Origin of the sequence: Nonomuraea sp. NPDC050153, assembly GCF_044460125.1 — a bacterium.
Classification (GTDB): Bacteria; Actinomycetota; Actinomycetes; order Streptosporangiales; family Streptosporangiaceae; genus Nonomuraea.
The window spans coordinates 140,022-153,183 of sequence record NZ_JBITJQ010000016.1; the positions used below are offsets into that span (position 1 = coordinate 140,022).

At 71.9% G+C, this 13,162-nt stretch carries 9 protein-coding genes; 8 read left to right on the forward strand and 1 reads right to left on the reverse strand.

Annotated elements, in window-relative coordinates:
• Window positions 1–123 precede the first annotated feature (123 nt).
• From grpE to ACIBQ1_RS33880, 8 genes are all read left to right on the forward strand, one after another.
• Window positions 124–516 carry a nucleotide exchange factor GrpE gene (gene grpE / locus ACIBQ1_RS33845; RefSeq protein ID WP_397283369.1) on the forward strand — a complete coding sequence of 131 codons (393 nt, stop codon included), beginning with the start codon at window positions 124–126 and terminating at the stop codon, window positions 514–516.
• The gene (locus ACIBQ1_RS33850) at window positions 513–2,996 is read left to right on the forward strand and encodes an Hsp70 family protein (protein WP_397283370.1); all 2,484 of its coding nucleotides are present in this window, start codon (window positions 513–515) and stop codon (window positions 2,994–2,996) included. The genes grpE and ACIBQ1_RS33850 overlap by 4 nt, the downstream gene beginning before the upstream one ends.
• 11 nt (window positions 2,997–3,007) lie before the next feature.
• Window positions 3,008–3,883, forward strand: coding sequence for a hypothetical protein (locus ACIBQ1_RS33855; RefSeq protein WP_397283371.1), 876 nt, complete (start codon window positions 3,008–3,010; stop codon window positions 3,881–3,883).
• A complete protein-coding gene (locus ACIBQ1_RS33860) occupies window positions 3,880–5,346 on the forward strand; it encodes a hypothetical protein (RefSeq protein WP_397283372.1) in 1,467 nt (488 codons plus the stop codon). Before ACIBQ1_RS33855 ends, ACIBQ1_RS33860 begins: the two co-directional genes overlap by 4 nt.
• A 341-nt stretch (window positions 5,347–5,687) precedes the next feature.
• Window positions 5,688–7,064: a Rieske 2Fe-2S domain-containing protein gene (locus ACIBQ1_RS33865; RefSeq protein ID WP_397283373.1), complete on the forward strand. Its 1,377-nt coding sequence runs from the start codon at window positions 5,688–5,690 to the stop codon at window positions 7,062–7,064.
• Entirely contained in the window at window positions 7,057–8,574 is a 1,518-nt protein-coding gene (locus ACIBQ1_RS33870; RefSeq protein ID WP_397283374.1) for a glutamine synthetase family protein, read from the forward strand. Before ACIBQ1_RS33865 ends, ACIBQ1_RS33870 begins: the two co-directional genes overlap by 8 nt.
• Before the next feature lie 9 nt (window positions 8,575–8,583).
• The gene (locus ACIBQ1_RS33875; protein ID WP_397283375.1) at window positions 8,584–10,017 is read left to right on the forward strand and encodes an aldehyde dehydrogenase family protein; all 1,434 of its coding nucleotides are present in this window, start codon (window positions 8,584–8,586) and stop codon (window positions 10,015–10,017) included.
• On the forward strand, window positions 10,014–12,368 hold the full coding sequence (locus ACIBQ1_RS33880) for an FAD-dependent oxidoreductase (protein WP_397283376.1): 2,355 nt from the start codon (window positions 10,014–10,016) through the stop codon (window positions 12,366–12,368). The genes ACIBQ1_RS33875 and ACIBQ1_RS33880 overlap by 4 nt, the downstream gene beginning before the upstream one ends.
• On the opposite strand, the gene ACIBQ1_RS33885 is transcribed toward ACIBQ1_RS33880, so the two are convergent.
• Window positions 12,365–13,057, reverse strand: a complete 693-nt coding sequence (locus ACIBQ1_RS33885) for a GntR family transcriptional regulator (protein WP_397283377.1) — start codon at window positions 13,055–13,057, stop codon at window positions 12,365–12,367. The genes ACIBQ1_RS33880 and ACIBQ1_RS33885 overlap by 4 nt on opposite strands.
• Window positions 13,058–13,162 lie beyond the last annotated feature (105 nt).

The window sequence follows — 13,162 nt, forward strand, 5'->3', positions numbered from 1 at the left end:
CGATCGAGCGGGAAGGGACGTGTGGACTTGGCACTGCTGAGTTCCGTGAGGGCGCAGGTACGGCAGCTACGTCACCCGAGGGAATTCCGCATCCACGCCGCGGCCTGGCCCGAGGATGCCCTGGTGGCGTTCGAGCGTCTCGTGACGGACCGGCCCGCGGAGACTCCCGATGACGCTCTCCCCGGGCGCTCGGTGGCCGAGGTGGTGACGAGCATCTGGCGGCTCGATCGCCGGGTGCGGCGGCTTCCGGGGGAGACGCGGGCCGTGACCCGCTACCTGGAGATGGCCTGGGATGCCCTCACCCGGGCCGGCATCACGATCCAGGAGCACTCGAACGACCCGTTCGACCCGGGGCTCGCGATCGAGGTGCTGTCCTACCAGCCCGCGCCCGGACTCGACCGTGACCGGGTGGTGGAGACCATCCGGCCGAGCATCTACCTGAACGATCAGGTGATTCAGCGAGGAGAGGTGATCGTGGGAACCCCCGACCCCGTCGCGAAGGAAGCCACCCCGTGACCAGAACCACGATCGGCTACGGGATCGACCTCGGTACCACCAACAGCTCGATCGCCGTGCTGAACGGCGTCGACGTCGAGGTGGTCAAGAACAACCGCCAATCAGAGATCACCCCCTCCGCCATCTGGATCGACCGCGCCGAACGGCTCCACGTCGGCGACGTCGCCAAGAAGCGCAGCGAGTTGGATCACGAGAACACCTGCATCGAGTTCAAGGCCAGGATGGGCATGACAGACCAGCCCAAGGTCTTCGCCGCCGGCGGCCGGTCGATGACGCCGGAGGAGATGTCCGCCGAAGTGCTGAAGTCGCTGAAGGGCGACGTGGCTCAGCGGACCGGCGAGGATCTGCGGGCGGCGGTCATCACGGTGCCGGCGGCCTTCCAGCTGAGCGCTTGCGAGGCGACCAAGCAGGCCGCCAGGCTCGCCGGGCTGGAGCACGCGCCGCTGCTGCAGGAGCCCACCGCGGCCGCGCTGGCGTACGGGTTCCAGAGCACGGCGGACAAAGCCTTCTGGCTGGTGTACGACCTGGGAGGCGGGACGTTCGACGCGGCCGTGGTCAACATCAGGGACGGCGAGTTCACCGTCGTCAACCACCGGGGCGACAACACCCTTGGCGGGAAGCTGATCGACTGGAAGATCGTCGAGGAGCTGTTCATCCCGGCCCTGACGAGGGAGTACCGCTTCGCCGATCTCAGCCGGGGCAACCCGAGGTCGCTCGCGACCATCAGCCAGCTCAAGCGGGCCGCGGAAGAGGCCAAGATCGAGCTGTCGCGGAGCGAGTCCGCGTCGATCTCCCTCTTGCTGAAGGACGACCGTGGCGACGACATCGACTTCTTCTACGACCTGGGGCGGGCGGAGCTGGAGCGGATCACCGAGCCGCTCATCGTGCGCTCGGTGAACCTCTGCAAGAAGGCCCTGGAGGAGCGCGGGCTCGGCGCGGCCGACATCGAGAAGGTCCTGCTGGTGGGCGGCCCCACGCTGTCGCCGTACCTCAGGGAACGGCTTGCCGGCCCTCAGGAGGGGCTCGGGATCCCGCTCGACCACAGCAGGGACCCCATCACGGCCGTCGCCACGGGCGCCGCCATCTTCGCCGGAACCCAACGCCTGGACGCCATGGAGCCGCTGTCCGTCCCGCCCGCCGGCGAGTACGTGGTGGATCTGGCCTACCAGCCGGTGGGGGCGGACACCGAGCCGCTCGTCGGAGGCCGGGTGTCGGGGGCGGACACGGCGGGGTTCGCGATCGAGCTGGTCAACGCGGAGGCCCGGCCGGAGTGGCGGAGCGGCAAGATCGCGCTGGACGCCGACGGGACGTTCACCACCGCGCTGTGGGCCGAGCGCGGGCGGGCCAACACGTTCCTCGTCGAGCTCACCGACGGCTCGGGAACCCGGCGCAAGGTGACCCCCGACCGGCTGACCTACACCGTCGGAGCCGTCGACTCCCAACCCACGCTCACCAACGCGATCGGCGTATGGCTGGAGGACCACGGCGTGGCCTGGCTGCTCCCGAGGGGGACGCCGCTCCCGGCGCGGCGCAGGCACACGCTGCGCACCACGATCGCGCTCAGCAGGAGCCGTGTCGAGGGCTACATCCGCATCCCGATCGTGGAGGGCGAGCATTCGCGCGCCGACCGCAACCGGCGGGTCGGCCGGTTGCAGATCGATCCCGGCCAGGTCACCCGTGACGTGCCGGCGGGCAGCGAGGTGGAGTTCTCCGTGGTGGTCGACGAATCCCGGCTGGTCGTCGCCCGTGCCTACATCCCGCTCCTTGACGAGGAGTTCGAGCACGTCGTCAATCTGCGTACCGAGACGACTCCCACGCACGACGAGCTGAACAGCAAGGTGCGTGCGGAAAAGCACCGGCTGCACGAGCTGCGCACGGAGGCCGGCGACCTCGGCGACGCCAGGGCCGAGACGCTGCTCGCCCGGATCGACGCGGAGGGGACCGCCAAGGACCTCGACCGGCTGGTCGACGCGGCCCGCGCCGATCCGAACGCCGCCACGGAGTGCGGCAAGCGTCTGCTCGATCTCCAGGTCGCCATCGACGAGGTCGAGGAGATGGTGGAGTGGCCCAAGCTGGTCCAGGGGGCGAAGGACACGATGGCCGACGTCCGGGACATCGTGCTGAGCATGGGCGACCTGAACGACCAGCGGACCCTGACCACGCTCGAATCCGCGATGCGGGAGGCGATCAACGCCCATGACGCCGACCTGCTCAGGAGACGTGTCGACGACCTGTACGGACTGGCGGCGGAAGTGCTGGAGAGGACGGGAGAGCTCCCTCGCATCCGGTTCGACCATCTCCGGAGCCTGCTGCCGGACATGCGTGACAGGCGCGAGGCCACCCAGCTCATCGACACCGGCAGGAAGGCGATGGAGCGGGGCGACATGAGGACGGTGCGCGACGTGAACCGCGAGCTGGAGAGCATGCTGCCCGCGCCGCCACCGCTCGATCTGTCCAGCACCGTCGTACGCGGGTCATGAAGCAGGTGACCATGTCCCTTTCCATCACCCGCGAGCTGGTCCTGGCCCAGGCCAGGACCCTGGCACGGAGCGGCCGCCACGGCGAGGCCGTGGAGCTGCTGGAAGATCTCCAGGGGGAGCCCAGCGTGACCGCGCTGGACCTGCTGGCTCGCATCCACGCCCAGCAGGGCGACCTCGACCGGGCGGACCGGTGCTGGGCCGAGGCGGAGCGGCTGGCCCCGGGCGGGGCGGAGATCGCCGCCGGGCGGCGGCGGATCGCGGCCATGCGCCCCGCCGCCCGGCGGCGCAGGCTCGGCAAGGGCCTGCTCGCCACGTGCGCGGTGCTGGTCACAGGTGCGGTGCTCGTCCTGCTCGTCGAGATCCGCCTGGAGACCGCCAGGCTGCGGATGTCCCAGCGGCCCGCAGCCCTGCCGACGGGCCAGGAGGCCGCCGCCTCGCCGGCAGTCGTGACGATCTCGCCGCCGGAGAAGCCCGACGTGCTCGCCCGCATGAGACTCGACGTGCCGGGGATCCGGGTGAGGCGGTCGCCGGGGGAGATCTTCATCGTCTTCGAAGAGGCCCTGTTCAGCCGGGGCACCGAGCTGACTCGCCGCGGCCGTACCGTGCTCGACGGCCTGGGCGGGCGCCTGCGCCCGTACGCCGACGAGATAGACGTGGCCGTCGTCGGCCACACGGACCGCGCCGCGCTCCTGCCGGGCGGCGAGTACGTCAGCAACACCGACCTCGGCCTGGCCAGGGCCACCTACGTCCGCGAGATCCTGCGCACGACGTCGCGGGTCCCCACGACCAGGTTCGCGCTGTCGTCCCTGGGCGGGGCCATGCCGCCCTACCGCGACGACGCTCGGAACCGTACGGTCACCCTGCGGATCTCCGGAGCCGCCGGATGACGCTGGAGGGCCTGAGGCCGGACCTGTACCGGGAGAACGCCTTCCGGATCACGGGGCTCCCGGTGCGCGCGACGACACGCGACATCCGGCGGCACACGGACAAACTGCGCCTCATGGAGAGCCTCGGCAGGTCCGGCGCGAGCGAGGGGATACTGCCGCCCGCGCGACCCCCTGACGAGGACGCGCGGCAACGGGCCGCACAGCGGCTCAGGGATCCGGTGTCCCGGCTGGTGGACGAGCTGTTCTGGCTGTGGCCGCTGGCCGGCGGCGAGACCGACGCCGCCATGGCCGCCCTGCTCAAGGGCGAGCCGTACGACGCGCTCCGCGTGTGGGAGCGCACGGAGAAGCGGCCCGCCAAGGCCATCGCGGTGCACAACATCGCGGTGTTGTCACACGTTTGGGCACTCGACGCGGACAGGCTGGACGCCGACGCCATGCGGTTGTGGAAGCGGGCGTACAAGTGCTGGGCCAAGGTGATCGCCGACGACTCCTTCTGGGATCTGATGCGGGCACGGGCCGAGGAGCTCGACGATCCGCGGCTGAGCGCCGGCACGGTCCGCCGGATGCGCGAGGATCTGCCTGCCGCTCTGCTGGCGATCAACGCCCAAGTGGCGGTCGCGGCCGCACGGGACGGGCGGTTCGAGGACTCACGCGGGCACGTCAGCGGCATGCGTGCGTCCGGATTCGCCTCCGAGCTGGTCGACGAGGCCCTGCACGGCGCGGTGGAGCACGAGAAGTCCAGGATCAGGACGCTGTGCGAGAACGCGGGGCAGGCCGTCAGAGCGGCCCCCGGGCGTGGGGACGAGCTGGCCGAACGGTTCCTCGACGAGGCCAAGCCCCTTCTCAGGGTAGTGACCAGCGTGCTGCCCGACGATCACCGGGTGGTGCGGGACGCCGGTGACGACATGGCCCTGACGGTTCTCGGCTGCGTCGTGGCCTACGTCAACGCGGCCAAGGGGTACCAGCGATCTTTGGACCTCCTCCAGCCCGCCCTCACCCTGGCGAACACGCAATCGGTCCGTGACCGCGTGCAGGAGAACGTCGACATCATCCGCGACAACCTCTCCTACGCCTCGTGCTTCTTCTGCGGGCAGGACGCCGACAAGGCGTGCGCGCTGAAACTGCCCATGCACGGTGACGTCAACCGCGAGACCGCGTACCACCAGACCCGGATAACCTGGCGGACGGTCACGGTCCACGTGCCGCGCTGCCGCCGGTGCAGGAGGAAGCGCGGCTGGAGAATCGCCGGGTCCGTGCTGCTCGGACCCTTGGCCGCGGTTACGCTCGCCGCGTTCCTGACGGACGCCACCGTCCTGGGCGCCGTCCTGATCGCGATCGGAATCTTCGTGACGAGCCGGCTGATCGCGGGTTCGCGCCGCAACCTCATCGAGTTCGGACCGATCGAGGAGCTGTACGCCAAGGGCTGGGAGCCCGGTGACCGTCCGTCGGAGGCCGGACGCTAGCCAGCCATGCAGCGGTCAGGCGTCGGCAGCCCCGACCACAGCCGCACCATCACCGATCTCGACATCACCCTCCCGCCACCCCCACCCGCACTGCCTGCCGTGTCCCGAGGCGAACGGCCCCTCGCTCTGGCGGGGTGGCGTCGAGACGCGAGACGCGCGCCATGGACAGTCGCCTCGAAACCGAAGCGCTCGTTGAGCGTGAGCCAGGGTTCCGGCCGGGGTACGCGGCACCGCCAGCCGCCATGGGCCTAGTTGTTGTCCGAAAAGTGGTTTTTGGGGTTGCGTTTTGATGGGATTGGATCCAAAGTTTAGGAGATCGGATGCGCGTTTGAGGAGATGCCATGTTGAAGCGCGAGGACAACGAGCGCGTCACGCGGTCAGGCCGCGGCACGCCTCTCGGCAGGCTGCTGCGGTCCTACTGGCAGCCGGTCGCCCTGGTCTCGGAGCTGCCCGCCGACCGCCCGGTCAAGCCTGTGCGGATCATGGGCGAGGATCTCGTCCTGTTCAGGAGGGACGGCCACGGCTGGGGACTGGTCGGCCGGTACTGCGCGCATCGCGGCGTGGACCTCGCCTTCGCCCGTCACGAAGACGGGGGCCTGCGCTGTCTCTACCACGGATGGCTGTACGGGCCCGACGGCCGCTGCCTGGAGCAGCCCGCCGAACCTGCGCACAGCAACTTTGCCGAGAAGGTGCGCATCCCGAGCTACCCGTGCCGGGAGCGCAACGGCATCGTCTTCGCCTATCTCGGGGCCGGCGACCCGCCGCCGTTCCCCGCCTACGACTGCTTCAGCGCGCCCGAGGAGTACACCTTCGCCTTCAAGGGCTGGTGGGAGTGCAACTGGCTGCAAGGGGTCGAGGGCGGCATCGACCCGAGCCACGTCTCCTTCCTGCACCGGTTCGTCGGTGAGGACCCGCGCGAGGCGTACGGGCAGCAGTTCAGCGAGGAGGTCGAGGGCACCGGGCAGAAGCTGTCCAAGCTCGTCGGCGACAGTTACCGGCCCGACATCGAGGTCGAGGTGGACGCGCATGGGCTGCGGGTGTTCGCGCTGCGCCGGCTGACCGCCGCGATCAAACACGTACGGATCACCAACCTGGTCTTTCCCAACGCGTTCGTCGTGCCGTTCGGCAACAGCAAGGCGTTCTGCCAGTGGCACGTGCCGATCGATGACGAGAACCACTACTGGTACATGATCCTTTACGACTTCGACGAGCCGACCGACAAGGAGACGCTGCTCCGGCAGCGGCTGAGCGAGGTGTCGCTGCCCGACTACCGGCCCCTGCGCAACAGATCGAACAACTGGGGGTTCGACCCCCAGGAGCAGCGTGACCTGACCTATACCGGCATGGGTCTGGACATCAACGTCCACGACCAGTGGGCGGTGGAGAGCATGGGCCCGATCCAGGACAGGACCGTGGAACGGCTGGGCGTGTCCGACCGCGCCGTCACCGCGAACCGGCGGCTGCTGCTCAGGGCCATCGACGCCGCCGAGGCCGGGAAGCCCCTCCCGGGACTGCCGCTGGACGGGACCGCCGCGCGCGGGCTCACCGGTCCGCTCGCCATCGACACCGTCGCCCCCGCCGATGGCTGGGAGTCCGCCTGGCGAGAACGCGAGGCCGAGCGCCGCTCCCGCTCCCCGTGGGCGGCGGACACGCCCCCGGCTCCGGACGCCGACGCGGATGCGCCCGGGGCTGACGCGCCCGGGGTCGCGCGTGCGTAGCGCCGACGCCCGGCCGGTCGCCGAAGGTGGCGACGGTCAGCGCGCCCGGCCGATGCTCGCCGGCGACCGTGACGGCTACATCGCCAGGCACGCGCTGTGGAACGATCGCCAGTACGCCGCCGCCGGCCAGATGCGCAGGGTCATCGACGAGCTGGGCCTTGAGCTGATCCGCTTCTCCTTCGCCGACCAGCACGGGGTGCTCCGCGGCAAGACCCTCACCAGGGACGCCGTACCGGCCGCGCTCCGCTCAGGCGTGACCGCACCCTCGTCGTTGCTGCTCAAGGACACCTCGGGCAAGACGGTCTTCCCCGTCTTCGCCGCCGACACCGGCGTGGGCGTGGCCGGCTTCGCGGGCGCGGGGGACGTGGTGCTCGTGCCGGACCCGACCACGTTCCGGGTGCTGCCCTGGGCGGAGCGGACCGGCTGGATCCTGTGTGATGTGCGTTTCCCCACCGGGGCGGCGGTGCCGTTCTGCACGCGCGGGGTGCTCCAAACCCGGTTGGACGCGCTGGCGGCGGCCGGGTACGAGCTCACGGTCGGCGTGGAGCTGGAGTTCCACGTGTTCCGCTCGACGGCCGGGGGCATGAGCGCGCACCACGTGGGCAGGCCGGGCGCGCCGGGCCTGCCACGCGAGGTGTCGCCGGTGAGCGGCGGTTCGCAACTCCTGCACGAGGAGGGCCTGGACCGGCTCGACGACCTGGTGCAGCTCCTGCACCGCGGGCTCACCGGGCTCGACCTGCCGCTGCGCTCGCTGGAGCTGGAGTTCGGGCCCAACCAGCTTGAGTTGACGCTGCACGCCCGCGACGCCGCGCGGGCCGCCGACGACGTGATGCTGGCCCGCGCGGCGGTTCGGCAGATCTCCCGGCGGCACGGGTACCACGCGACGTTCATGTCCCGCCCCGCGGGCGCGGAGACGGCCTCCACCGGCTGGCACCTGCACCAGTCGCTGCGCGACCGCGCGACCGGGACGCCGGCGTTCGACCCCGCCAGCGCCGAGGAGCCGCTGTCCACGCTGGGGCGGCGCTATCTCGGCGGGCTGCTGGAGCACGCCCGCGCGGCCACCGTCTTCACCACCCCCACGGTGAACGGCTACAAGCGCTACCTCCCGTTCTCCCTGGCCCCCGACCGGGTCGTGTGGGGCGCCGACAACAAGGGGGCGATGGTACGAGCGGTGGGCGGCCCCACCGGCACCCGGCTGGAGAACAGGTCCGGTGAACCCGCCGCCAACCCCTACCTCTACATCGCCTCCCAGGTCGTCAGCGGCATGGACGGCCTGGCTCGGCGGCTGGATCCAGGTCCGCCCGTGGAGGACCCGTACGACGCGCGGGCGAGCGGCCTGCCGCGGTCCCTGGCCGAGGCGCTCGACGCCCTCGACGCCGACCCCGTTTTCACCCACTCGCTGGGTGAGGAGGTCGTGTCCTGGTACGCGGCGCTGAAACGCGCCGAGTTCGCCCGCTATCTCGCGCACGTCTCCGACTGGGAGCAGCGCGAGTACTTCGACCTGATCTAGGAAGGCCCGATGAACACCGAGGAACCGTTCCTCATCGACGGCGAGTGGATCGCCCCCGGACGGCGCGACACGTTCCGCGTGCTCGACCCGTCCTCCGGTGATGTGCTCACCCGCGTCGCGCAGGCCACACGGGAGGACGTGGACGCCGCGGTGGCGGCGGCGGCGCGGGCGCACGCCGAGCGCCGGTGGAGCGGCCTGCCGCCGCTCGAACGTACCCGCGTCCTGCAGCGGATCGCCGACCTGATCGAGGAGCACGCCGAAGAACTGGCGGTGCTGGAGACCCGCGACAACGGCAAGCCGATCGAGCGCTCCCGCGCGGACACGGCGATGGGAGCCAGGACGTTCCGTCATTTCGCGGGTGCCGCGACCAGGCTGACCGGCACCGTGGTGCCCGTCGACGGAGGCGGCCACCACGTCTACACGGTGCTGGAGCCGGTGGGCGTGGCCGCGCTCATCCTGCCGTGGAACTTCCCGATCATGACGGCCTGCTTCAAGCTGGCGCCCGCGCTGGCGGCCGGTTGCGCCGTGGTCGTCAAGCCGGCCGAGCAGACGCCGTTGACCATGTTGCGCCTGGCCGCGCTCTGCGCCGAGGCGGGACTGCCGCCCGGCGTGCTGAACGTGCTGACCGGCGACGGCGAGGTGGGCGCGGAGCTGTCGCGCCACCCCGGCGTGGCGAAGGTGTCCTTCACCGGCTCGACGGCGGTGGGCCGGCTGGTGATGGCCGCGGCCGCGGCCACGACCAAGCGCCTCACGCTGGAACTGGGCGGCAAGAGCCCCAACATCGTGTTCGCGGACGCCGACCTGGACGCGGCGGTGCTCACCGCGATGCGCGCCTCCTTCGGCCACTCCGGCCAGATGTGCACCGCCGGCAGTCGCCTGCTCGTCCAGCGGTCGATCCTGCCGGAGATGCGGGAGCGGCTGGTCGAGGCGACGCGGAAGGTCCCGCTCGGCAACGGGCTCGACGGCGGCGTCACCGTCGGCCCGCTGGTGTCGGAGGAGCAGCGGCGCCAGGTGCTGTCCTACATCGAGAGCGGGATCGCCGAGGGCGCCACGCTCGCGGCCGGTGGCGGCGTACCGAACCGGCCAGGCTACTTCGTCGAGCCGACGCTGTTCACGGACGTCACCAACGACATGCGCATCGCCCGCGAGGAGATCTTCGGGCCCGTGGCGGGCGTGATCGCGTTCGAGGACGAGGACGAGGCGGTGTCGATGGCCAACGACACCTCCTACGGTCTGGCCGCGGGGGTGTGGACGCGCGACCTGTCACGCGCGCACCGGATGGCCGCCCGGCTGCGGGCGGGCACGGTGTGGGTCAACACCTACAACGTCTTCGACCCGGCTCTCTCCTTCGGCGGTGTCGGAGACTCGGGGCTGGGCCGGGACCTGGGTGACGACGCCCTGTACTCCTACTGCGAACGCAAGGCGGTCGTCGTCGCCCTATGAGCTCATTCGACCCCGTGGCACTGCGGGCCGACACGCCCGGCACACGCCACGCCCACCACTTCAACGCGGCCGGTGCCGCGCTGCCCAGCTCCGCCACATTGGCCGAGGTGATCGACCACCTGAACCTGGAGGCCCGCGTCGGCGGGTACGAGGCCGCCGAGGCCGCCCGGGAGCGCACCGAGCGCGTGTACGGCCTGGCCGCCACCCTGCTGGGCGCGGAACCCGACGACATCGCCCTGGTCGAGAGCGCCACCGTCGCCTGGCAACGGGCGGTCTCCGCGCTGCGCCTCGGCCCCGGCGACCGGATTCTCGCCTCGGCCTCCAGCTACGTCAGCTCGGCACTCCACCTGCTCGAACTACGCGGCTCGCGCGACGTGCGCGTCGAGGTGCTGCCCACGGACGGCTCGGGCCGGGTGGACCTCGACGCGCTCGAACAGGCGCTGCGCACGCCCGCCGCGCTGGTCACCGTGGCGCATGTCCCCACCTCTTCGGGGCTGGTCGAGCCGGTGGCGGAGGTCGGCGCGCTGGCGGCGGCGGCCGGCGTGCCCGTCCTGCTCGACGCCACCCAGTCGGCCGGTCAGCTGCCCGTCGTCGTCGGGCCGTTGGGCTGCGACATCGTGGTGGCGACCGGCCGCAAGTTCCTGCGCGGACCGCGCGGCACGGGGATCCTGTATGTCAGCCCGCGCATGCGTGAGGTCATGCGGCCACCCGCTCCCGACGTGCGGGGGGCGCGCTGGGTGGCCGACCAGAGCTTCGACCTCGTCCGCGGCGCCCGGCGCTACGAGACCTGGGAGGCCGCGCACGCGCTCCGCCTGGGACTCGGCGTGGCGCTGGCGGAGGTCCTGGAGCTGGGCGTCGACCGGATCCAGGAGCGCATCGGGCTGCTGGCCGGCCGGTTGCGTCGCGGGCTTGAGCAGGTGCCCGGTGTCAGGCTCGCCGACCCGCCGGGAGCGGGCTGCGGCATCGTCACGTTCGTACGGGAGGGGCAGGAGCCGGCGCAGACCGCGCGGGAGTTGCGGGCCGCCCGGTTCCACCTGGTGAGCGTGCCCGCCGCGCACGGGCAGTGGGACCTGGGGCGGCGCGGGCTGCCCGCCGTGGTGCGCGCCTCGGCGCACGTGTACAACGACGAGGACGACGTGGACGCCCTGCTCGCGCACCTGGCCGCCACGAGCCCGCGCCACTCGCGGGCGGGCGCGCCGGCGTCGGCGCCGCACGTGCGGAAGCGGCGGACGGCCGGGGCCGGGGCGGGCGGTGAGCGGGCCGACGTGGTCGTGGTGGGGGCCGGCGTGCACGGCAGCTCGGCGGCCTGGCAGCTCGCCCGCCGCGGCGCCCGCGTCATCCACCTGGACCGCTTCCCTGCCGGGCACGTGGAAGGCTCCTCGCACGGCCGTACCCGCATGATCCGGCGCGCCTATCCCTCCCCGGTCTGGGACGAGCTCGTGGACCGCGCGTACGACGCTTGGGCGGACCTGGAACAGGACGCCGGGCAGCGGCTCGTCACCAGGGTGGGCGGCCTCTTCGCCCGCCCGGCGACGGCTCCGGGCGGGTTGCGCGGGCCCGGCTGCCAGGCGGTGGACCACGAACAGGCCGCCGGGCTGTTCCCCGGCCTCGCGCTCGGCCCCGAGTTCGTCGCCGTCCACGACCCCGCCGCCGGAGTCATCGACGCGGCCGGCGCGCTGCGCTGCCTGGCCGAGCTGGGCCGCGCGTACGGCGTGGACCAGCGGTTCGGCAGCCCCGTCCGGAGCTGGGAGCCGGACGGCGACGGCGTCAGGGTCGAGACGGCCGGCGGCACGGTACGCACGGACCGGCTGGTCGTGTGCGCCGGGCCGTGGACCGCCGAACTCCTGCCTGAGTTCGCCGGGCTGACGCGGGTGGTCAGGATCGTCAACGTGCACATCGGCGCGTCCCGGCCGGAGCTGCTGTCCCCGCCGAGGCTCGGCCCGTTCTCGGTGGAGGTGCCGGATGTGGGCCTGCTGTACGGCATCCCCGCGTTCGGCGGCAGGGGCGTCAAGATCGGCCTCGACCACGGCCCCGCCGACGACCTCCGCGCCCCCCGGCGCGCGGTCACCAGGGACGAGCGGCAGAGCCTGCTCGCGCTCGCCCACCGGTTCCTGCCCGCCGCCGACGGGCCGATCGAGGAGGAGATCTCATGCCGCTACACGATGGCGCCGGGCAACAGGTTCGCGGTCGGCGCCCTGTCGGGGCGGCCCCAGGTGCTGGTGGCGGCCGCCTGCTCCGGGCACGGCTTCAAGTTCGGGCCCGCGATCGGCGCGGCGCTGGCGGAGCTGGCCATGGGCGCCGAGCGTCCGGACCTGGAGTTCCTGGCCCCCGCGGCGATGGGCGTGGGCTAACCGCGGAAGACGGTGGCGGAGCGGCGCTCGTACCAGCGGGCGAGCTGCTCGCCCGCGCTGATCACGTGCGCCTGCATCTCGCGCCTGGCCAGCTCGGCGTCCTCCTCGGCGATGGCCTTGACGATGCGCTCGTGCTCCCGGAGGTTGTCCTCGCGGTGGCGCTGGTCGTCGCGCAGCACCAGGGCGGACACATTGCGGGGGAACGCCTCGTTGATCTCTTTGATCACCTTGGCCAGGCGCTCGTTTCCGGCGACCTCGTGGATCAGGGTGTGGAAGCGGTCGTTGGCGACGGTGGTCGGCGACGGCCCGGGGCCGGCGGGCGGGGCGGCGCCCAGCCGGCGGATGGTCTCGTTGGTGTCGCGCAGCTCGGCCAGCGTCTCGGCGCTGATCCTGCGGACCGCCCGCGCGCAGGCCAGCCCCTCCAGCTCGGCGCGCACCTCGTACGCCTCGCGCACCTCCCACGGCGAGGGCACCCGGACGACGGCGCCGCGGTTGGGCACCACCTCGATCAGCCCGCCGGTCTGCAGCTGGCGCAGCGCCTCCCTGACGGGAGTGCGGCTGACGCCGAGCAGCTTGGCCAGATCGGCCTGGCGGAGCTGGGAACCGATCGGGATGTCACCGGACATGATCCGGGCCCTGATGGCCGCTGCCGTCTCGTCGACGAGGGCCCTGCCCGAAGGGGTGTCCATGGTGCCTCCGGCTGGTGGAGAAGGTGGCGGAAGCGTGCGTGCGCGGCCTGGAAAGCGATCCAACGATAGCAAGATCGACGACCCGGTTCGGAAGCTAACCGCCAT

Bases quoted from the DNA above. Each gene is read 5' to 3' on its own strand.
- ACIBQ1_RS33855 (WP_397283371.1), top strand. From the start codon at position 3,008: ATGTCCCTTTCCATCACCCGCGAGCTGGTCCTGGCCCAGGCCAGGACC.
- ACIBQ1_RS33860 (WP_397283372.1), top strand. From the start codon at position 3,880: ATGACGCTGGAGGGCCTGAGGCCGGACCTGTACCGGGAGAACGCCTTC.
- ACIBQ1_RS33865 (WP_397283373.1), top strand. From the start codon at position 5,688: ATGTTGAAGCGCGAGGACAACGAGCGCGTCACGCGGTCAGGCCGCGGC.
- ACIBQ1_RS33875 (WP_397283375.1), top strand. From the start codon at position 8,584: ATGAACACCGAGGAACCGTTCCTCATCGACGGCGAGTGGATCGCCCCC.
- ACIBQ1_RS33880 (WP_397283376.1), top strand. From the start codon at position 10,014: ATGAGCTCATTCGACCCCGTGGCACTGCGGGCCGACACGCCCGGCACA.
- ACIBQ1_RS33885 (WP_397283377.1), bottom strand. From the start codon at position 13,057: ATGGACACCCCTTCGGGCAGGGCCCTCGTCGACGAGACGGCAGCGGCC.